The organism is Mesorhizobium sp. WSM4842 (genome assembly GCF_055901575.1).
In genome coordinates, this window is the sequence record NZ_CM148372.1 from 1,670,676 (window position 1) to 1,690,734 (window position 20,059).

At 59.4% G+C, this 20,059-nt stretch carries 24 protein-coding genes and 1 pseudogene; 12 read left to right on the forward strand and 13 right to left on the reverse strand.

The annotated features are described in order from the left end of the window. Positions 1 to 24: 24 nt before the first annotated feature. Positions 25 to 1,473, reverse strand: a complete 1,449-nt coding sequence (locus AC0NIE_RS07960; RefSeq protein WP_473489683.1) for a TolC family protein — start codon at positions 1,471 to 1,473, stop codon at positions 25 to 27. Positions 1,474 to 1,772: 299 nt separating this feature from the next. Here AC0NIE_RS07960 and AC0NIE_RS07965 point away from each other — a divergent pair, with 299 nt between their 5' ends. Both AC0NIE_RS07965 and AC0NIE_RS07970 read left to right on the forward strand, forming a co-directional pair. After that, positions 1,773 to 2,312, forward strand: coding sequence for a hypothetical protein (locus tag AC0NIE_RS07965; RefSeq protein WP_474046537.1), 540 nt, complete (start codon positions 1,773 to 1,775; stop codon positions 2,310 to 2,312). Between the two features lie 159 nt (positions 2,313 to 2,471). After that, positions 2,472 to 2,752: pseudogene (locus AC0NIE_RS07970) on the forward strand (GIY-YIG nuclease family protein). 569 nt (positions 2,753 to 3,321) lie between these two features. Here AC0NIE_RS07970 and AC0NIE_RS07975 read toward each other — a convergent pair. The 10 genes from AC0NIE_RS07975 to AC0NIE_RS08020 all read right to left on the reverse strand — a co-directional run bounded on the left by AC0NIE_RS07975 (position 3,322) and on the right by AC0NIE_RS08020 (position 11,393). Continuing rightward, positions 3,322 to 3,909 carry a hypothetical protein gene (locus AC0NIE_RS07975; RefSeq protein WP_473489685.1) on the reverse strand — a complete coding sequence of 196 codons (588 nt, stop codon included), beginning with the start codon at positions 3,907 to 3,909 and terminating at the stop codon, positions 3,322 to 3,324. Continuing rightward, on the reverse strand, positions 3,906 to 4,496 hold the full coding sequence (locus AC0NIE_RS07980) for a L,D-transpeptidase (RefSeq protein ID WP_473489686.1): 591 nt from the start codon (positions 4,494 to 4,496) through the stop codon (positions 3,906 to 3,908). Before AC0NIE_RS07980 ends, AC0NIE_RS07975 begins: the two co-directional genes overlap by 4 nt. Then, on the reverse strand, positions 4,480 to 5,643 hold the full coding sequence (locus AC0NIE_RS07985; RefSeq protein ID WP_473489687.1) for a CpaE/TadZ family protein: 1,164 nt from the start codon (positions 5,641 to 5,643) through the stop codon (positions 4,480 to 4,482). Before AC0NIE_RS07985 ends, AC0NIE_RS07980 begins: the two co-directional genes overlap by 17 nt. Then, positions 5,640 to 6,146, reverse strand: coding sequence for a TadE/TadG family type IV pilus assembly protein (locus tag AC0NIE_RS07990; protein WP_473489688.1), 507 nt, complete (start codon positions 6,144 to 6,146; stop codon positions 5,640 to 5,642). Before AC0NIE_RS07990 ends, AC0NIE_RS07985 begins: the two co-directional genes overlap by 4 nt. Before the next feature lie 67 nt (positions 6,147 to 6,213). Next, the gene (locus AC0NIE_RS07995; protein ID WP_473489689.1) at positions 6,214 to 6,675 is read right to left on the reverse strand and encodes a TadE family protein; all 462 of its coding nucleotides are present in this window, start codon (positions 6,673 to 6,675) and stop codon (positions 6,214 to 6,216) included. Between the two features lie 61 nt (positions 6,676 to 6,736). Beyond that, positions 6,737 to 8,257, reverse strand: coding sequence for a TadE/TadG family type IV pilus assembly protein (locus tag AC0NIE_RS08000; RefSeq protein ID WP_473489690.1), 1,521 nt, complete (start codon positions 8,255 to 8,257; stop codon positions 6,737 to 6,739). Positions 8,258 to 8,311: 54 nt separating this feature from the next. Continuing rightward, entirely contained in the window at positions 8,312 to 8,581 is a 270-nt protein-coding gene (locus AC0NIE_RS08005; protein WP_473489691.1) for a hypothetical protein, read from the reverse strand. A 4-nt stretch (positions 8,582 to 8,585) separates the two neighbouring features. Next, positions 8,586 to 10,031 carry a type II and III secretion system protein family protein gene (locus AC0NIE_RS08010; protein WP_473489692.1) on the reverse strand — a complete coding sequence of 482 codons (1,446 nt, stop codon included), beginning with the start codon at positions 10,029 to 10,031 and terminating at the stop codon, positions 8,586 to 8,588. Positions 10,032 to 10,075: 44 nt separating this feature from the next. After that, a complete protein-coding gene (cpaB, locus tag AC0NIE_RS08015) occupies positions 10,076 to 11,116 on the reverse strand; it encodes a Flp pilus assembly protein CpaB (RefSeq protein WP_473489693.1) in 1,041 nt (346 codons plus the stop codon). Between the two features lie 94 nt (positions 11,117 to 11,210). Continuing rightward, a complete protein-coding gene (locus AC0NIE_RS08020; RefSeq protein ID WP_258121790.1) occupies positions 11,211 to 11,393 on the reverse strand; it encodes a Flp family type IVb pilin in 183 nt (60 codons plus the stop codon). A gap of 523 nt (positions 11,394 to 11,916) precedes the next feature. Here AC0NIE_RS08020 and AC0NIE_RS08025 point away from each other — a divergent pair. The 8 genes from AC0NIE_RS08025 (at position 11,917) to AC0NIE_RS08060 (ending at position 17,885) form a co-directional block, all read left to right on the forward strand. Further along, entirely contained in the window at positions 11,917 to 13,308 is a 1,392-nt protein-coding gene (locus AC0NIE_RS08025) for a CpaF family protein (protein ID WP_473489694.1), read from the forward strand. After that, positions 13,308 to 14,279, forward strand: a complete 972-nt coding sequence (locus tag AC0NIE_RS08030; protein ID WP_473489695.1) for a type II secretion system F family protein — start codon at positions 13,308 to 13,310, stop codon at positions 14,277 to 14,279. Before AC0NIE_RS08025 ends, AC0NIE_RS08030 begins: the two co-directional genes overlap by 1 nt. Before the next feature lie 18 nt (positions 14,280 to 14,297). Continuing rightward, a complete protein-coding gene (locus tag AC0NIE_RS08035; protein WP_473489707.1) occupies positions 14,298 to 15,248 on the forward strand; it encodes a type II secretion system F family protein in 951 nt (316 codons plus the stop codon). A 57-nt stretch (positions 15,249 to 15,305) separates the two neighbouring features. Continuing rightward, entirely contained in the window at positions 15,306 to 15,851 is a 546-nt protein-coding gene (locus tag AC0NIE_RS08040; RefSeq protein WP_473489696.1) for a tetratricopeptide repeat protein, read from the forward strand. Positions 15,852 to 15,860: 9 nt separating this feature from the next. Next, complete coding sequence (locus tag AC0NIE_RS08045; RefSeq protein WP_473489697.1) at positions 15,861 to 16,385, forward strand: prepilin peptidase; 525 nt, start codon at positions 15,861 to 15,863, stop codon at positions 16,383 to 16,385. 105 nt (positions 16,386 to 16,490) lie between these two features. After that, positions 16,491 to 16,751: a hypothetical protein gene (locus AC0NIE_RS08050; RefSeq protein ID WP_473489698.1), complete on the forward strand. Its 261-nt coding sequence runs from the start codon at positions 16,491 to 16,493 to the stop codon at positions 16,749 to 16,751. Next, positions 16,723 to 17,412, forward strand: a complete 690-nt coding sequence (locus tag AC0NIE_RS08055; protein ID WP_473489699.1) for a methyltransferase family protein — start codon at positions 16,723 to 16,725, stop codon at positions 17,410 to 17,412. The genes AC0NIE_RS08050 and AC0NIE_RS08055 overlap by 29 nt, the downstream gene beginning before the upstream one ends. 302 nt (positions 17,413 to 17,714) lie before the next feature. Next, the gene (locus tag AC0NIE_RS08060) at positions 17,715 to 17,885 is read left to right on the forward strand and encodes a hypothetical protein (RefSeq protein ID WP_473489700.1); all 171 of its coding nucleotides are present in this window, start codon (positions 17,715 to 17,717) and stop codon (positions 17,883 to 17,885) included. On the opposite strand, the gene AC0NIE_RS08065 is transcribed toward AC0NIE_RS08060, so the two are convergent. Both AC0NIE_RS08065 and AC0NIE_RS08070 read right to left on the reverse strand, forming a co-directional pair. Continuing rightward, entirely contained in the window at positions 17,846 to 18,280 is a 435-nt protein-coding gene (locus AC0NIE_RS08065; RefSeq protein ID WP_473489701.1) for a glycoside hydrolase family protein, read from the reverse strand. The two genes, AC0NIE_RS08060 and AC0NIE_RS08065, sit on opposite strands and share 40 nt — an antisense overlap. Next, a complete protein-coding gene (locus AC0NIE_RS08070) occupies positions 18,267 to 18,500 on the reverse strand; it encodes a DUF7940 domain-containing protein (RefSeq protein WP_473489702.1) in 234 nt (77 codons plus the stop codon). The genes AC0NIE_RS08065 and AC0NIE_RS08070 overlap by 14 nt, the downstream gene beginning before the upstream one ends. A gap of 332 nt (positions 18,501 to 18,832) precedes the next feature. On the opposite strand from AC0NIE_RS08070, the gene AC0NIE_RS08075 reads away from it, so the two are divergent. After that, positions 18,833 to 19,006, forward strand: coding sequence for a Flp family type IVb pilin (locus AC0NIE_RS08075; protein WP_473489703.1), 174 nt, complete (start codon positions 18,833 to 18,835; stop codon positions 19,004 to 19,006). 137 nt (positions 19,007 to 19,143) lie between these two features. After that, on the forward strand, positions 19,144 to 19,998 hold the full coding sequence (locus AC0NIE_RS08080; RefSeq protein ID WP_473489704.1) for a sterol desaturase family protein: 855 nt from the start codon (positions 19,144 to 19,146) through the stop codon (positions 19,996 to 19,998). Positions 19,999 to 20,059: the final 61 nt, after the last annotated feature.

Genomic DNA, 20,059 nt, shown 5'->3' on the forward strand with positions numbered 1-20,059 from the left:
CTCTCGATCGATCCTTAAACCGAGCTATTTCTTCCTGACCGGGGCGAGGATGTCGAAAGGCAGATCATTTTTCTGTTCCGACGGGGTGCGCGCATAGGTTTCGGTGTCAGCAGTCTCCGGCGTTCCAAACTCGGTCCTGGCATAAGCCGCCGCCTGTTTTGCCGGCTGAAGGTTCATCGTTTTCAGCAACTGCCCGGTCGCCGCCAACAGCCGATACTCGGCGAAAAGCGATGCGTAGGAGGCAGTATCCGCCAGCGCTGCTGTGTTGAACCGCGTATTTTGCGCGTCAAGCACGTCGAGCAGCGAACGCTGTCCGACCTTGAATTGCTCGCGGTAGGACGCGACGATTTTTACGCTCTCGGCAGCTTGCTGCCGCAGAGTCTTGGCAAGTTCGGCTTGCCGGAAACGGCGATCCCACGAGGTGCGGACGGCTTCCTCGATTTCCCGCAAGACCTGATTCAATCCAAGTCGCTGTTCGCTGGTGCGGCGGATCTGTTCTTGTTCGTTGGCCTTGTCGATACCTCCCCGATAGAGGTTCCAGCGCAGCACGAGCCGCGCTTGCAGGTCGCTGGCGTCGCCGTCATCGCCATCAAGATCATATCCGGCCCGGGCACGGCCTTCGGCGACGATAGCGGGCCCGAATTTAGCCCGGGCTGCGTCCACCAGTGAAGCAGCAGCGTCGATATCGCTGTTGGCCATGTGAACGCGCGGATTATTCTCGCGCGCCAGTCCCAGCGCCTCATCAAGCGACCTTGGCAGCGCGCCGCCAACACTGCCTGGCCTTGAGGCGTTCGTCAGCGGCTTGCCGACGGTCTTGAAGAACCGTATTTTGGCCTGTTCCAGCTCTTCGGTGGCTTCCTGCAAGCGTGCCTTGGCTGCTAAAAGCCGCTCCTGGGCTTGTTGGCCGTCGGCATCGTTCAACGCACCACCCGCGATGCCTTGCCGGATATCGCCGAGAATCCCCTGATGGAAGCCCAGGTTCTTTTTCGCCTCCGAAACGATCGAGGCCTGCAGCATGTATTCAAGATAATCCTGAACGACGGAGAGCCCGATGAATTCAGACCGCTCCAGTACCCTGAAAGAAGCCCCGTCGACCCGCGACGCCTGATGGTTCAGTTCGGCCCGTCGTGCTCCACTGTCGTAGAGCGTTTGCGATATCACGACACCCGCTTCCGCCGGATAGAGCCCGTCATTCTCTATGGAGAGCGCTCGTCGGGACGAATTGTCGAGGAGGCGGGCACCTGCAGATGCCTCAAGATCGATGCTGGGAAGGTAGAGCCCTTTCGCCTGGCGCAGCTCGAATTCGATTGCTTCGCGGTTTTCTATTGCTTGGCCGATCTCCGGATTGGACTCGACGGCGACGGCCATCGCTTCCTTGAGCGTGAGGGCACTAGCGCTCCCGCAAGCCAGCATCGAAAATGTAAAGAGCAGGCCAAGGCGCTTGCCAATGGCCACTTTGATTGTCGTATTCATGGTCTACCCCACCCCACCCATGCTTCTGCCCGGTACTTTTTGTATGCCAAGCCTTCTCACCGAAGCTTTGACAAATTATCCAATAAATTCTTCGAATACGTGAGTGTTTATTGATCTAGGGCCGGCCAAGAAGCGAATTCGGGTCATAAGTTTCGGGAATGTAGCAAAAATGGCACATAAAACGGGCGCTCGCTGTGGTTGCGGCAAGCGCCTGCGCCTGTGATCAATGCTGCTCGCCGCCTTCCTTAAGCTTCGCGCAATCTTTGCAGCCTATTCTGCTCATCGATTGGCGAGGGAACATGACGCGCAAGCCGCTACTGCTTTTTGCCTTCCCGGCTCTCATCCTTCTGATTCTTGCAGGGGGGCGAGCGGCGACGTTCCTGCTCGGAACCTATCCGGCTAGCCCCGCTTTGTGGCGGATCTGGCTTGAACTGCGGCCGTTGTCGATGATGTTCTGGCAGCAGGTCGACCTCTATCTCAGCGGTTCAATGGCCCTTGATGCCGCCATCCTGACGGCCGCATCGATCCTCTGCTGGATGGCTTGCCGGACGCGAAAGTCGGCCGCGTTCTTTTTCCTTGCCAACCACGTCGCTCTGCTTTTCGCCGCGATGATGGTCGCTTCCAGCAGCCATTCTGAAACAGCGAGCACGATTGCGGCATTCACCGCACCGAGCGGCCATCCGTTCTCGCTGATCCTCGACTTCACATGGCAAAACAGCCTGGTGCTGCTTCTGGGCACTGCAGCCTGCGCCTACTGTCATGTTGCGTTTCTCGGCGAAGCGCGACAGCGTTTCCAAGCGCTCGCCGTACGGCTTATTGCTCTGCAGCGGGATCTCTAGGACCCGGGACACGCCGTGCCAACTTCGTCATCCCAGGGCGGAGCAAGGAGCGAAGCGACGCGGCGCAGACCCTGGGATCCATGCCGTGACATCAGCCGAAGAATGCAGCGGACTGGAACGGGTGCTTGTATCCGCAACGGTGCCAGCTACCCTTCCACCATGACCGGCTATGCTTATATGACCGCGAGCCAGAAGCGCGGCACGATCTACATCGGCGTCACCAATGATCTCGGCCGCCGCATGCCGGAGCATAAGTCCGGCGATGGCTCGCGCTTCACCAGCCGCTACGGTGTGCAGCGTCTGGTCTGGTACGAGGAGACATTCGCGACGCCATCCAGCGCGAGAAGTCGCTGAAGCGCTGGCCGCGCCAATGGAAGATCGAACTGATCGAGAAGACCAATCCAGAGTGGTTCGAGCTTTTTCGCGGAACGGGGTGGTAGCGTTGGGTTCTGGTCCGCTGCATTCTTCGGCTTGGGTAACGGCATGGATCCTAGGGTCTGCGCCGCGTCGCTTCGCTCCTTGCTTCGCCCTAGGAAGACGAAGGCGCGGGGGCTTACGGCTAATCGCAGACGTCGGAGTGGCGGCTGCAGGCCGGTCGGCAGTGACCGTCGACAGTCTAAAGCGCGTCGCATGAATCCATTCACATGCGACGCGCTTTAGGACCCAGGGCACGCCGTGGTTTTCACGAAATGGGCTTTCACGTAGCCGTCCAGGCTCACTGACGGCAACGGATAGTAGGTGACCGGGCACCATTGCCGCTTTCGGTCCGCCCCGGCCGGCCGGCATGGGCCTGTGGCCACGATGATGCCGTTGTGATCGCTAGCGATTGCGCCCGTAGCCCTGGAGAGGTGGCTTGGCTGCGATCGGATATAGAGAACATCCCAAAAGTCGACATTGACAACATGGTAGCAGGTAGCAGCCGTCGCGCTCCCGATCGGCATTGCCAACAAGACGACGGCAGCTCTGCACGCAGCTGAACGCAAAAACCGTCTCTCGATGTCTGTCGCTTCTAGTTGATTTTCTTGTAGTGGACCTTGCCGTCAGGCTGCACTATGCGCTGGTAGGACGAGTTTGGGGGAGGGGGCGGCGCCGCGATCCTCTTTTTGGGCGGGCGCGGCGTTTCGACGATACTGGGTTCGGTCGCTTCTTCGAGATCGGTGGCTGCTTCCGCCATAGTGCTGGTCGTGATCACGGAAGGCTCCGCCATGCTCGACATGTTGTCGTCACTGTCCAGGGGCAGCTCCTGTTCAAGCCGGGCAATGCTGCCTTTGACTTCGTTGAAGCTGCCCTGCAGTTGACCGTCCAGTTTTTCAAACCGGCTTTGAAAGCCGTTGTTGACCGTATCAATCCGGGCTGCGATCCGTTGCTCGAACGATCCGAGCTGTTCCAGCCGCCGTTCGACAAGGCGCAGATCGTTGATGCCGCGGTAGAAATAGACCGCGGCCGTTATGTTCACCGCCGTGATCAGCAAGGCGCCGACTGCGACAACGCCGATCATCCTTGCACTGCTCGGTTTCCCCACTGCAGCTTGTTCTTCAGTGTGGGCTGCCGGCCCAATGTCGATTGCCGGCATATCCGGGTCGCTGATCATCGTCATTGGACCACCACCTTTGCGCCGACCGGGACGCGCTTGAAGAGATCGATCACATCAGTGTTGGTAAGACGGAAACATCCCGATGTTCCGTCGAAGCCGATGCCCTTGGGATCGTTGGTGCCGTGGATGCGGTAGAGCGTGTCGCGCCCGTCCCGCAGCAGATAGAGTGCCCTGGCGCCGAGCGGATTATAGGGACCGGCGGGCACCATTTCCGGCAGCTCCGGCTGGCGGGCGCGCATTTCCCTGGGCGGGCGCCATTCCGGCCATTCCGTTTTCGCCCCGACCTTGACGATGCCGGTCCAGCCAAAGCCGTCGCGTCCGACGCTGATCTGGTAGCGCAGCGCCTGGCCCTGCCGGGTGACCAGATAAAGCGCCTTCTCGTCCTTGCGGATGATGATCGTGCCGGGATGTTCCGCGGTTTGGAGAGCAACTGCCTTGCGCAGGCTAGGCCCCATTGCCGGCAGCGGTGGCCGGTCCGACAGCGCGGATCGGGCATGGGCGAATTCCCAGGCAGGCATCCCCAAGGCAAGGCCGATGATGCAGGCGCCGGCAAGCCTCGGGACGGTGCGAAATCTACCGTGCAGCGTCATCGAGCCGTTCTTTGAACATCCGCTTCAGGTCCTTGTTGAAGCGCGCCCGCCCGTCCACTTCGGATGGCAGGATGGCCCGGTTCAGCGCGTCGGTCAGCAGCGCATTGTCCAGGCCGACCGACTTGATGTGCGGCGCCTTGAAGATCTTCTCGAGTTCGCTGCGCGAAAAGTGGTTGCCGAACCATTTGCGCTTATGCTTGTTGGCGACCAGCGTGATGCTCACCGAATTGCCGCGCAGTTCGCGGATCTTCGTGTAGAGCCGCTTGCCTTGCCGCAGCGAGGCGACGTTGAGCTCGAAGACGATGAAGATCTCGTCGCTCGTCGAAAGCACGGAATTCTGCCAGGGGGTTTCGATATTCGGCAGGTCGATGATGATGTCGTCGAACCGGTAGGCGACGAGGTCCAGCAGCCGGAACACGAAATCGGCGCCCTGCGGCTCAAACGGCAGCTGCGGCCTCTCGAATGAATAGAGGGTCAGGCCGGACGGGCGAGAGAGCTTGATGACGTCCATCAGTTCGACATCGAGCCTTTCCGGCTGGCCGATGATGCCGGCCAGGTCGAACTGGTTGAACAGGTTGAGATAGGCGCCGCAATTGGCGCTCTGGAAATCGAGGTCGACGAGGCAGGTCGAAGCCGCACGTTCGGTGGATTTCGAGGCCAGGAACTCCGCTGCCGACAGAGCGATTGTTGTGGCGCCGGCGCCGCCGCTGGCGCTGATGAAGGTGATGATGCGGCTCTTGGTGCCTTGGTTGCCGGTGTCGTGAAAGGTGACCGCGTTCAGCAGCTCCTTGGCGTCGAGCGGCTTGTGCAGCCAGTCCGAAGCGTTCATGCGAACCAGGATGCGCGTCTGTTCGGAAGTCAATTCGTCGGAAACCGCAATCAGCGGAACGGTCGCCCACAAGGCGCGGGCCGCGACGATACCGGGCATGCCGAGCAGCTCGCCATTGGCCAGGTCGAGGATGACGATGCCCGGGCGCGACTCGGGGGGCGGACCGTTGAGGAAGTCAGCCGTCTCGGAAATCCTGACATCGTAGATGGCCAGGGCGTCCAGCCGCGTCGCCACCTCGCGCTTGAACTGCGGATCCGACGAGAACAGAGCGACCTGCTTTCTTTTGGTCGGGAGAACTTTGGTGTTGATGGCATTCATGGGTAGGTGCTTTTCATATCTTCGCCCGTAACTGTGCTGAGCATGGAGGGCATGGTGATGTCATTGAATCCAAGAAGCCCACTGAGAAAGAAGAACTGGAAGGTAAGACCCTCAAGGCTGACCGTGACCGTCGGGACCGGTCCGCCTGGACGGCCCCAATAGCCGAGGCCGGTCGCGGAGTAGGTGATCCTGACATTCGCCGGCTGGAGCCTGGGGAAGAAAACGACCATGCGATTGTAGATCGCGTCGAAATTCGCCTGGTCGAATCCAGTACATCCGCCTGCACCGGTACAGGAATAGGTGGGGAAGCTTCCAGACGCCATAGCCGTTCCCACCAGCGGCACGTTGGTGGTGACCGCCGCGCTGGCAAGCGCGACACTGACAGGATTGGAAATAGAGGCTGCCCTCGCGCCGACTTGGACCGCCTTTGTGGCTGCGTTCCATTGGTAAAGCGCATAGCCGAAATCGATAAAGCCGAGCGTCAGCGTGAGAAGCAGGGTCATGGCAATTGTAGCCTCGACCATTGCTGCTCCGCATTCCTCTTGTCTGAAATCACGTCGTGGTCGCATGTCAATAGCCAACAAATCGCTCCTCATGCGAGGCCGCGATGGTGATTGGGCCGACCCCGATGTAGAACAACAGCGAGCCGGCCCCATAGTTGTAGGTAGTGGTCACGCGGATTGTGCGAACGGTCGTGCCGGTCCCTCTGTAGTCCTGCAAGCCCGTGTCTGGATCGACCGGGTTTGCAGTGTCGTAGGTCGCGATTGCGACGGGCTCGTCGGCAGCCCAGTCAGCTACCCTGAACGTCCCGGCCACCGGTGTCCCGTATTTAGCGATGTTTTGTGCAGTAGAGACGCAATAATTTGTGCCTGGGTCAGGGTTTACAAAGTCCTCTGTGCAGCGCGCCATGAAGCGTGCGGCATCACGCAGACCCGCCTCGATCAGCAGCTTGCGATGGATAATGGTGCCAAACTCAAATACGCCGGCCGTCAGGGCAATCATCAGCGGCGTGATCAACGTCATCTCGACCAAAATTGCACCGCGCTCCTCGCGCCGGAATTGCCGGGCGAGGCGCTGGACGGAGTCGACGCACCTAGCGATAAAGCTGCACATTGTCCTTCGCGAAGCCCATCATGGTGCCTCGACCCTTATTGCCATCGATGTCAACGATTTCGGCCAGCACGTCGTCACCGGTAACCGGCTCGGTGAGGAAGAAACTCGCGAAGCCCATCGCGGTCATGCTGCCACTCTGTCCGTTCAGTTCATCCTCGTATTGAGCGCAATCGACAATGGCTGCGTAGATCAAACGCCGATCAGGATCGGTCGATGGCGATGCATGGCAAAGTGCTTCGCCGGTTTCACCGCCGACTGATAGGGTGTCGACCAGACCGTTGGCGGGGTCCGTCTCGTATTTGTAAAGGTCATACCGGGACGGCGGGTTGGCGTTCGTATAGGCGCTCCCGTCTTCGTGTTGGAAGTCATCCAGCTCACCATTGGGGTAGTTGGCTGCCACGTAGCCCTCGTAATCCCACAGGCCATTACCGATGCGCCCGTCGAATAGCGGGTAGGCGGTGTCCTGCGTCAGGCCATGGAACTTTGTGAGGTCGGTCCCGGGTATCTTGTCGCACGGGTCGGTGCCGGGATTGTTGCCCTTTGGCGCGAAGTCGAACCCTTTTCGAATATTGGGTGCCGGTGGCACCGACGCGTCGGTCTTCGCGAAGTGCGATCCGTACATGTCGAACCGGGTATTGAACGCCGCCTTCGCTTTTTCAGTCAGATTGCCGGTCTGTGTGTAAATTCCTCTGCTGTTCACGCATTCCGGAAAATCGACGTGCGCGATGTCATCGGCAAGATCTGGCTCACCGTAACCATGGGCAGACAGCGGGCGCAGGAAGCCCATGTTGCCCGGCCCCCACGACGTTGAGCCCATCACAAGTTTAATGCCCTTTCGGTAGAAATTCTGATTGTTCGCCACATCCTGCAGGTTCTGACCCGGGAACGGGTTGCAGATGAAGAGCGGGGTCATGTCGCAGACGACGACGCCCGCGAATCCCGCAACGGCGGTCGCGCCGACATCGAAGAAGTTGTTCGCGCCGGCGCCGACGAAGGACGCTGGGAAGATCGCGTCGAAACGGCTTGCCTGGACTGAAACCATGGCAAACTGCGCATCCGCGCTGGTCGCCGCCTTCCGATCGACTCCATTGGCGTCGACCCCCGTCAGCGGATTTATGGCCGTCGAATCGCTTGGCGGTATGCTCGCGAGAAAGCACCAAGCGATGTCGCCTCCGTTCCGGCAGGCCGTCGTGCCGTTCACGGCGCCGCCATTATCAAGGTCGGCGCGAGCAGTCACACTGGAGAAGCGGCTGTCGTTTTCGACAAGGTTGGCGAGTGCTCGTTCCGCCCGGGTCCACGCATCCGGCTTGCCGTCCAGTTCCGCTGCCGCCGCGAGCGCGAACGCGTCAGCGCCCTTCTGCAAATCATTGTGTAAATTGTTGACCCGGCTCATGTCGATCGCCAGCAGGGAAAAGCCGATGATTGCCGGCAGCATGATGCTGACCAGTATCAGCGCTATTCCTCTTTGATCGTGCCAGAACGCGCGAACAATCCGCAGCATGGCCCTTGCTCCCCTGACGCCAGTCGCTTTGCCTGACGCTGAACCCGCACTCTTCTATTCAACCCCGGTGTTGCCGACGTTGACCGTGATGGCCGGCGGAGGCGGCGGCGGTGGTGGAAATTTGTAACTCTGGGCAACAGCGGCAGCGCGAGCGCCATCGCCTTCGATCGCCGTGTTCCTCGACGCCGGATTGAGCGGATCGACGGTCTGCAGCAGCGAATTGTATTTCTGCGTGTCGCCGGCAGCCAGTGTAACCGTTTCGTAATTGTTCAGGTAGTCAGCGGCGCAGCCCGTCAGCCCGCCGGCGCACAAGAGGATGAGCAAGATCCTATTTCTTGACATAGAGCATCTTGTCCTTGGATTTGAGGTCGAGCATGTGGCCGTAGGGACCGACCACGCCTTGGCCGAGTTCATATTTGCGAACCATGTCCTTGGTCACTTCGAGTTGACCGAGAATGAAGAGCTCCGGGTCGTTGGCGGACCGTGTCTTGTCGAACGGCGTCGCCAGCTGCTCGCCAGGCTTTACCGGCCGCACGATACGCGGCGTGACGATCACGACCAGTTCGGTCTCTTCCTTCTGGTTGCTCGAATTCCGGAACAGCGTCCCGACGATCGGCACCTGGCCGAGCCACGGCACCTGCCTCTGGATCTTGGTGTTCTTGCTGGACAAGAGCCCGCCGACCGCGAAGCTCTGGCCGTCGCGCAACTCGACGACGGTAGACAGCTTGCGGTTGGTGAAGATCGGGTCGCCGGCGACGGTGAAACCGGTGAGGTCGCTGACTTCCGGCGCCAGCCTGATGTTGATCTTGTCGTTGTTGAGCACGACCGGCGTGAACAGCAGATTGACGCCGAACTGCTTGTATTCGACCGAGATCTCGCCATCACCCTCGTCGGTGCGGATAGGCACTTCGCCGCCGGCATTGAAGCTGGCGAGCTCACCGGAAAGAGTGGTGAGGTTGGGTTCGGCAAGGGTGCGCACCACGCCCTTGGCCTCGAGCGCCTCAATGATCAGGTCGACCTTGATGTTGCTGTCGATGACGCGGGTGATCAGCGCCGCGAACGGGTTGGTGTTCGAAAGAAGGCCGGTAAGCAGATTGCCCGGCCCCAGCACCACACCGTCCTCGTCGACGGCGGCTATGCCCGTTGCGGTGCGGGTCGTGCCGCTGCCGTTGGTGCTCCTGATTGAGACGCCAAGATCGCGGCCGGCGTTGCGCTTGGCCTCGAGCACGCGCACTTCGAGGTTTACTTGCTGGCTGTCGTCGACGGTCACGGCGTTTATGATCGCATCGGGGCCATATTGCTGGGCAACCTCCATGATCGCCGCCAGCGTGGCGCCGTCCTTGACATGGCCGCCAAGCCTGACCTTGCCGTTGATCGAACCGATATCGATGCGCGAATTGGGCGCCACTTGCCGGATCGCCTGCGCCATGTCGCTCACGTCGACGCCGACTTCGATCTGGATCACGCCAAGCGAGCGCTTGTCTTCTGAAAAGAGGTTGACGGTGGTGGTGCCGGCGCTCTTGCCGATGACATAGAGCGTCCGATCGGTCATTGGCTGGGCGTCGGCGATCTTCTCGTCGCCGACGACGATGTCGCCCAGCGTGGCGTTCACCTGGATCGTCACCGACTGCGACATGGGCAGGAAAACACGGTGGACGCTGGGGTTCGATACATCGATCCTGCGATCGGCTGCATGAGCAGCAAGGTCGATCGGCAGTAACATGACCGAACAGGCCAGCGCGGCAGCCGCCAGTGGTCCCCGGAACATACGCATCTAGACTACCCCCGTTTGCCGATTCGTTCGGCACTACCCTAGCGTTATTTTTGTCGCGGCACGTCGTAAGATTCGAGCTTCACACCCCTGAACACGCCGATTGTCGCACGCGTCGGCGGCTCCGGCTGCACATATTTGATCACTTCCTTAACCACTCCTTGCACCTGGGGTGCTGAGGCCACTGCCGGCGCCGGTTTTGCGCTGCTCAACAGGTCGAGCCTGCTTCCCACACGTTCCACGGCCTGGGTCAGCCCATTGATCTTGTCGTCTGCGCGCTTGCGCTCGGCCGCGGCCTCAGCCTCGGCTGCAGCCTGCTTGGCGAGTTCGGCCTGCCTGGCGGCGACATCGTCCGGCGTATCACCGGTCAGGTCGGAAAGCGTGATACGTTCGGTCGTCTCGCCCTTGCTGGCGGCAGCCTGGCGAAGCGCCAGGGACAGCTGGCCGGCGTCGGCGGCGAGGGTAAGCTTCTGTGCGTCCTTGGTGCTGGCCTCGAGCGTGACCGCCTTCACGACCGTCGGGTTCTCGGTGCTTTCATCGGCGACCTGGTCGACGGCGAGCACCTTCATGCTCTGCAGAAGCACGTCGACAAAACTCTGGTCCGTCCCTTGGCCGGTGCGCACCTTGCGCGTCAGCAGCACATCGACCCGGTCGCCGGGGAAAACGAACCCGGCGACGCCAAGCACGTCGTTGACCCTGATAGAGACGGCCTTCATGCCTTCGCCGAGCACCGCTGAAAGGGTGGCGCGTTGGCCCGGGCCAGTGATCTTGGTGGCGAGAACAGGCTCGTTGACGCCGATCGCCTGCAGCGCCTGCCTGGTGCCTTCGCCGTCCAGCATTTCTTTCGTTGTCTTGAAAGCTCCGGTCGGGACGGCGCCTGAGGGCCAGGCGACTTCGCGCAGCTTGTCCGCCGACAGCGTGTCGCCGAACTTCAACGGCATCGCGGCCACCACGACTGTGTCGCGCTGGACATCATCCGTCCGCGCCATTGCACTGCGCTGGCTAGCCAGCCAAATATTGGCGAGCACCACCGCCACCACGCCGAACACGCCGGCGAGAACGATCATGATGACAGTGTTTGCGCGCATTTCTTGCCCCACCCGACTGCGTTTGCACAGCTTGCTGTATTATTCTTGATCATCGACGCCGCGGATATCCGCGGCGTCGATGACGCGACCCGTATCACGGGTTGGCAGTCAACGTCGTCGATAGCGATGTCCACCGGGCACCGACCCAAGTGCCGACGACAACAATCGACGCAATCACTGCGATAGTAATGATGCCGAGCAAGATGGTATATTCGACCATGGCAGCGCCGTTTTCGTCGTCGCGGAACTGCCGGGTCATCGTCATGAGCTTCTTCATGCCAATTTCTCCCTTTGGAGGTTTGAACCCGACGAGACGAGCCAAGGATGAAATCCATACCCAAGCATCCCCCGTCATCTCGATCTAAGTCCCGACGAAAATCAGAGTCAAACGACATTAAGGGTTTCTTAACTTTCCTATACATGAGTTGGCAAGAATATTGCCGATCTCAGGCGGACCAAAACATTGATTCGCCTCGTTTTTCAACCATCTTAACCATTCGTTCACAATTTGGCCGTGGGTATGGCAGAAGTGGGGCAGCATTAGCGGTAGTGCATATTCCTTTATATCTTAAGGGTTTGCGTGGGTTCCATGGCGCCTTTGTGACAAAAAAGCATCTGGCATTGAAAGGCGAGTGCTCGTGTTCCATTAGGACAGCGCCGCTGACCAAATGAACGTCGCGTTTTCTTATCCTTGATTTTAACTATGTCTGAAGTATTAAGTTGCATGGTGCGGCTGGCGCTTGTGCCAAGCGTGGTTAACGCTTAGTTTCGCGGTGGGGATTTCAAAGGGGAGAAGCGTCATGCTGGGGCGATTCATCAAGGGATCAAGCGAGCCGCGGGTCGAGCCAACGCTCCATCCGATAGCGGCGGTGTCGCCTGTCGTCCCTACGCTTTCCCCAGCCTCCGATCTAGCGCCGCATGGTAACGATTTCCTGACGCTCAAGGTCGAGCTCCACCGCCACCTCATTGACCGCTTCAACCTGACCGCCCTTGAAAACGCGTCCAAGGATGAAATCTTGAACGAAATCCGGCCGATCGTGCGGGAATTTGTCCGCGCTCGCAACGTGCCGCTGAATGCTCGCGAGCTCGATCAATTGACCAGCGACACCGCCGACGAGATGCTCGGCCTGGGGCCGATCGAGCCGCTGCTGAAAGACGATTCAATTTCCGACATACTGATCAACACGCATAATCGCGTTTTCATCGAGCGGCGCGGCGTGATCGAGGAAACCTCGATCCGTTTCCGCGACGAGGCGCATCTGCTGCGTGTCATCAACAAGATCGTCTCGGCGATCGGCCGACGCGTCGACGAGTCGGCGCCGATGGTGGATGCGCGGCTGGAAGATGGGTCGCGCGTCAACATCGCGGTGCGGCCGATCTCGGTGGATGGCCCGCTGGTGTCGATCCGCAAATTCTCCAAAAACCCCTATTCGCTCGAACGCCTGATGGCGTTCAATTCAATCCGCCAGCCGATGATTGACCTGCTGCGCATTGCGGTGCAGGCGCGCAAGTCGATCCTGGTTTCGGGCGGCACCGGCAGCGGCAAGACGACCCTGCTCAACGCGCTGTCGAGCTACATCCCGTCCCGGGAGCGCCTGATCACCATCGAGGACGCGGCGGAACTGCAATTGCAGCAGCCGCATGTCGGCCGGCTGGAGACGCGTCCGCCCAATGTCGAGGGCAAGGGCGAGGTTCGTCAGCGCGAACTGCTCAAGAACGCGCTGCGCATGCGGCCCGACCGCATCATCGTCGGCGAGGTCCGCGGCGAGGAAGCCTTCGACATGCTGCAGGCGATGAACACCGGCCATGAAGGTTCGATGACCACTATTCATGCCAATACACCGCGAGATGCCATATCGCGGCTGGAACAGATGGTCGGCATGGCCGGCATGCCGATGACACATGAGTCCATCCGAGCGCAGATTGCGTCGGCCATCGACATCATCGTGCAGACACAGCGCCTTTCAGACGGTGGCAGGCGGGTCGTTTCCATCTCGGAACTCACCGGTATGGAAGGCAATGTCGTCCAGCTTCAGGAACTTTACCATTTCGTTCGCCGCGATGTGAATGCGGAGGGTCAGATCGTCGGTGAATTTCGCGCCACCGGCGTCCGGCCGCGCTTTGCCCAGGAAGCGGCGACGCTCGGCCACCACTTCGCCAAGGATGCCTTCAATCCGCAGGTTCCGCTTTGATGCCGTCTGGCCAGACATTACTTTACCTCATCTATGTGATGGCGTCGGCGTCGGTTATTCTCGCGGCCGAAGCTCTGTACATGACGTACTCCAAGCGCCGCTCAACGGTCAGCACGATCAATCGTCGGCTGAAGCGGCTCGCTGACGAGGTTCCGGCCGAACAGACCTTGCAGGGATTGCTGCGAGAACGTGGGCTTACCGGCTCAGGCGATTTTCTTTTCAATGCGGTCGGGCTGAACAGGCTATACACCCAATCCGGCATTACCGGGAATCCGCTGTCGTTTGTCGCGATATTTATTCTCGCTGGGCTAGTACTGGCACTGGTATTTTCGTTCCTGCTACACTTCTCCGCCGTGGTTTCATGTATCACCTTTCTTCTCATCGGATTCGCCCTGCCGTTTCTGGTTCTCCGCCGCGCCCGTGCCAAGCGAATACAGAAATTCGCGAAGCAATTGCCGGATGCACTTGACATGATCGTGCGTTCGCTGCGCGCCGGTCATCCGACTTCCGTGGCGATAGGTCTTGTCGCCCGTGAAATGCCTGATCCCCTCGGCACCGAATTCGGCATCGTTTCCGACGAAATCACCTTTGGCCTTAGCCTTGAAAACGCGGTGCGGAAACTCTCGCAACGCGTCGGCTTCGAGGGCCTTCAACTGCTGTCTGTGTCGCTATCGATTCAGGCCAAGACCGGAGGCAATTTGACCGAGATACTGTCGAACCTCGCATCGGTGCTGCGCGAACGGCAGAAACTCAGATTGAAGATCAAGGCGCTCTCGGCCGAGGGGCGAATGTCGGGGTGGATCATTTCATTGTTTCCGCTCTTCATGTTCGGCATCCTCATGGGCATCGCTCCGAGCTACTATGGCGATGTATGGGGCAATCCGCTGATCATGCCTGTGTTTTTGATTTTCGGACTATGGGCTCTGCTGGGCGACTTCATCATGTATCGCATGGTCAATTTCGATTTTTGACAGGAGCCAGCCATAAACCTGTTTTCGAATACCCAGGATCTGAGCCTTCTGGTCTCCATCGCCGTTTTCCTGGCGGCGGTGGCGCTATTCCTGTTGGGCGCATTTGTCTTCACGCCGGCGCTGCAGACGAGGAAACGGGTTGCGCAAAGCCTGTTGGCAGAGGGTATTCCCAATCGACGCTCGCTTGTGGGACAGGAAGAACTGGCCAGGATCTCGGCGCAGCGGCCGGTCGAAGCGTATTTTCGATCGCTCAAAAAGGAACGGGACGAGCCCAGCGCGCTGGACGCGAAGCTCTTTCGCGCCGGCTTCTACCAGTCAAGCGCGCCGCTCATTTATACTCTGTCTCGGCTCGGCGCAGTCTGCGTCGGCTTTGTTGCGACCTATGCTCTCCTGTCCCAGATTTTACCGCCCCAATTGCCCAGTCTTGTTGCTTTTGGAGGTTCAGCCTTGCTTGGGCTGGCATGTATTGTCATACCCAGCATCGCGCTCGACCGGTTCGAGAATGGGCAAAAGCAGATCTATCGTCGCGGCTTTCCGGATTTCATGGATATGATGATTACCTGCGCCGACGCGGGCATGAGCCTCGAGGCGGCCGTCGAGCGCGTCAGCAACGAACTGGCCGGCACCCATAAATGGCTTGGCATCCAGCTTTCGATCATGACTCTGCAGTTGCGCGCCGGCAAGCCGCTGCGCGAGGCGCTGCGCGAACTGTCTGACCGCATCGGGCTTGAAGAGGCGCGGGCGCTGGCGGTTCTGTTCCGGCAATCCGAGGAACTCGGTACAAGTTTGACAGAAGCCTTGCGCGTCTACAGCGACGAAATGCGTGGACAGAGAATCCTTCGGGCCGAGGAACGCGCCAACTCTTTGCCGGTCAAGATGATGATTCCATTGGGGCTGTGCATCTTTCCGGTGGTGATGATGGTCGTGATGCTGCCTGTCATCATTCGAATGAAGGGCATTTTCTTCTAGGCAGGTATATGCTTTGGTCGGAATACAGAGTCGGAGAGAATTCTTTTGGGGGACGAAATGACAGGGCCAATGCGCCTCGCAGCCGCAGCCAGTCTGCTGCTGATCGTGCTTTCCGGCTGTCAGACGGCTGATACCAGCGGTGTCGTCCGCACCAACGAGCCCTCAAAAGGTGATGTGACTGCCTTTGGGGATGCCTTCGACGGGCTGAAGACGGTCAGCGACGTCGAATATTATGCCTCGGACCTAGCCGTCGCCGAAGCCAAGAACCAGTTCCGCGCGGAAAACTACGGCAATGCCGGCGCCCTGTTCTACAAGGCGACGCAACTGGCGCCCAATGATGGTGGTGCCTGGATGGGCCTGGCCGCCTCTAGCGATCGCATCCGCCGCTTCGACCTCTCCGACCTGGCCTATCGCCAGGCCTTCCGGCTGGTCGGCGGGACACCCGAATATTACAACAATGTCGGCTATTCCTATCTGCTGCGTGGCAAGCTGCAGGACGCGCGCAGCAATTTCCTCAAGGCTTATGAACTGGCGCCCAACGATCCGACCGTGGCCAACAATCTGCAGCTCCTGTCGTCCAGCGTGAAGAATCTCGAGCGGTAAGGCGATAGCATGTTGCTCGCCGCATCGGTGCTGCTGAAGGGACTAGCCATTCCTTTGCTGGCAAGGATCGCCTGGCTCGACTTCACCACCCAGAAAATATCCAACCAGAATGTGCTGCTGCTGCTTTGCCTGGGTTTGGGCTCGCTGCAACTCCTGTCGGTGCAATCCGGGTCGTGGTGGGACATGGGCCTGAGCGCGCTTGCCGGTCTTTTGCTGTTTGTTGCGCTGTTTCCGTTCTGGGCCCTGCGCAAGGTCGGGGCCGGCGATGTCAAGCTGCTAGCGGTGGTGCCGTTTCTGATCGGCGGCAGCGGCCTCCTGGTGTTTTCCGTGCTCCTGCTTCTTTTCGCCCTCGCCACGGCGATGGTCGTCAAAAATCCACTCATGCTGCCCGCGGGCGCCTTCCGCCTCTATGTTCAGCACCTGGATCGCAAAGGCGTTGTGCCGTTTGGTGTGCCGATCTCACTCGCAGCGATCTTCACGATAGCGTTTCAGATTTATAGCAACTTGACGGTTCTAGTCGGCTTCTCGATCTGACACTGGTGGCGCGCAAGTCACCTTCCCAATTAACCTTTTGGAAACCATTAACTTGCGCTCAAATCGGCGAAGTGCTTGGATTGGGTCTTGCCGGCGGGGCGCCGTATGGACATTCTCAATCTCAAAGCGCTTTTGATTGCGGTTCTGATCTTCGTTCCGGTCGAGCGCCTGCTCGCTGTTAGGCTAGGTCAAAAGATCGTCAGGAAAGCCGACGCGCTGTTTGGAACGATGCACCTGCCTGGCAAAGCGGTGCCGGACCGCTATGGCGTCGATGATCCCATTCCACCAACTTACGTCGAGCAACTCGCCTATCCGTTTATTCCGAAGGGCAAAATCCATGAAGCTCCCACCAGCAGCGACGCGTGATTTCATCGGGCGCGCAACGATGACACTTTACTTCACGTTCTGCGCGACTTTGAAGGCTGGAGCATTGGTTATAGCTCTTCGCGGCGAAGAATGGCCAATAACACGAATTATCGGGCTCGCAGCAGACGTTGCCGCTCTCGGCTTCCTCGTTCTCGTTGTTGCAACGACAGTGGTGCGTCTTCCGCCACTGAAGACAGCGCAGGGACTGGAGCCCCGAATCTCGGCGCTGATCGGATGCTTTGCCACCGCAACTCTGATTGCTGTCCCTCGAGTCGAGATACTTCCGCAGATTGAGCTCACTGCCGACCTGATTACCATCATCGGCTTCGCGCTTTGTGTTTGGTGCCTATGGTGGCTCGGCAGATCGTTCAGCATCGCTGCTCAGGCCAGGCGGCTCGTCACCGCAGGCCCCTATCAAATCGTGAGGCACCCGCTCTACGCCTGCGAAGCGATCGTCCTGCTCGGCATTCTTCTCGGTAATCCGACATGGGCAACGGTCGCAATCTGCGCGATCGCTCTCGCTTTCCAATACCGGCGGATAATCAACGAGGAGAGGATCTTGCGAGCGACGTTTCCCGAATATCATGAATACGCCCAGCGCGTCCCGATGCTCTTGCCTCGTTTCGCTGGCGCATCTTTGCCGGCGCCTGACCCGCGATAGCTTATGTCGCATCTCAAAACACGGTGGGTAAATTCATCCAATACTGCGGCGAGTATTATGGGCGCAAGGAACTACCTTTACGCGACGTTGATCACTTCAGGCCTGCTCGGGGCTGTTGACCTGCTGTGGCTGCCCTATTCGAGCGTCCGCTTTTCGCCACTTAACTGGCATGACATTAGAGCAGTGGCATTATGCATCTGCTTGGCTGGTTTGGTTTCGTGGCTTGCCACGCGGCGCCTACGGACGATCGCTCGCGGGCAGGCCAATTTGTTCGCCGGGCATCCGATTTTCTTGGAAGCTTGGTGCTTGTCGCGGCAGCCTTTGTCCCACTGCTGATCTGCACGACTATTCTAATGCATGTGGCCAGCGCCACTGGGCGCCCGCTTGCCGACCCGGCGCTGACGGTCGTCACGCCCGTTCCCGGGCTCGCCGACTACATCGCACTCAACGCCGCGCCGATCCCGACATTGTAGGAAAGCGAGGTCATCATCGCCTGCCAGGACACCGGTTTCTTGTCGAACGAGGCAATGCACTTCTTGAGGCCGGGATAGAAATCCTTGGTCAGCCACTTTTGCAGCCGCCTGTCGCAGCCGGCCGGCGTTTCCACCATGCCGGCCTTCACGTTCTCCGTGTCACCATCACAGATGGTCCAGACCGCCGGCTTGGCGATCCTGTCGTAATAGGCCTTGAGTTCGCGGCCCTCCCAGGGCTGGACCAACGTCTGCCCGGCAAGCACGATGGCAGCCGGCACCGACGCCTCGCCCGGCCTCACGACATGCCAAGCACCACCGATCATGCTCGACATCGCCATGACGGCGGCGATGGCGGCCTTGGCGCGGCTGCTCGAAACGATCTTATTCCTCGGCATCGGGATCTCCTGAGATTGGCTTTTGCGGGATGAAGCGCGCCACGAACGTCACGGCAGCAAGCACGCCGTTGACGGCAGCCAGCCATTTCGGCGGCATCGGCATGGTGCCAACGATGATATCGGTGAAGGCATAGACGCCGTTGACGACGCCCATCAGGGCGATCAGGCGCGGCGTCCAGCCGCGCTTAAGCACGGCCTGCCAGTTGTCGATGAGGCGCATGGTTTGCCTTTCCGTGATCGCGGAAGTTGCTGGTTCAGATTTTCGGAGCGAAGGCGCATCAGCACCCTCTAAATAACGGGATATATCTGGGGCTTAGGTCCCACGAAGTGGTCGGTCAAAACTACGCCGAATGGTTAAGCCGGCAAATTTCGATGAATTCGCAGAGGCTTAGGTGTAAAACCCGCAAGCCCGGAAGCATCCCAAGGTTAACCGTCCGTTAAACGACAGTTGACTTGCATCGGATTTGAGGAAGAGGATCATCTTCGGGACTGGGGGATGAGCGACCTAAAGGGGCACCTCTGTCCGGGTAAATGGGTAAGGGGTACAGAGATATGACCAAACTTTTCAAGCAGTTCCGCGACGACGAAAACGGCGCCGCGATGGTGGAATACACGATCCTCCTCGGCATCATCACCATCGCCGTGATCGCCTCGATCGTTGTCGTCGGCACCTGGGTCGGGGCCCGGTGGACCTCGCTGTCCGCGACACTGACGGCCAACCCGTAATCTGGAAACCACCGCCGGCCCCGTCGATTTGGACCCGAGAGACCGGCACGTTTACCGGCAGCTTTGAACCCATTGATTAGCTTTCAATGGATCGTCGCTGCCGGTATTCTGTCTCTGGACATTTTGGGGCGCGGGACGTGGATATCTTCAGCATCAAACTGCTGCTTGTTACCTTTCTGATCTTCGTGCCCCTGGAGCACCTGATCAGCCTTCGAGCACACCAGAAGACGTTCAGGGCCGGATGGGCAAACGACATCGCCTTCGCCATGCTCAATGGACCGATGGTCAAGGCCGGGTTGATACCCATCGTAACGGGCGGCATGTGGGTGTTGGCGTGGATTTTCCCGGAGCCGATGCGCGCGGCGGTGGCCTCACAGCCTGTGTGGCTGCAGATTCTGGAAATCGTCGCGGTCGCAGATATTGGGTATTATTTCTCACACCGCGCAATGCACCGTTGGTCGGTGCTTTGGCGCTTCCATTCGATCCATCATAGCTCAGAAGAACTCGACTGGGCGGCGTCCTTCAAAATACACCCGGTCGACCTGATTCTGACCAAGGCGGCATCCTTCGTGCCAGTATTCGGACTTGGCTTCTCGGAGCCGGCGATCGCCCTGTTCGGCACCGTATTTTACTTTCACACCTGCCTGATCCATTCGAACACCAAGGTCAGTCTTGGCCCGCTCAGGTGGCTGATCGCAACGCCTCAGTTCCATCACTGGCACCATGGCCACGAGAAGGCCGCCCATGACACGAACTTCGCTGCACAGCTTCCGTTTCTTGATGCCCTCTTCGGCACTCTCTATCTGCCCGGAAACGAGATGCCAAAAAAGTACGGAATCGACGAGCAAATCCCGGGGTGGTTCACCCCCCAACTGCTGTATCCCTTTCTCAGAACGGGCCGCCTGCAATCACCTGGCAAAACCGTGGCACCGCCGCAGTCGGAGGAGCAAGGCCAGCGTCCGTTCGGATTTGCGGCCGACCGGCCTGATTGAGCAGTTTCTAAGGCCCTTTCAAGTGGCCTTCAAATTGGAGGTTAACCCATCGGAAACCATC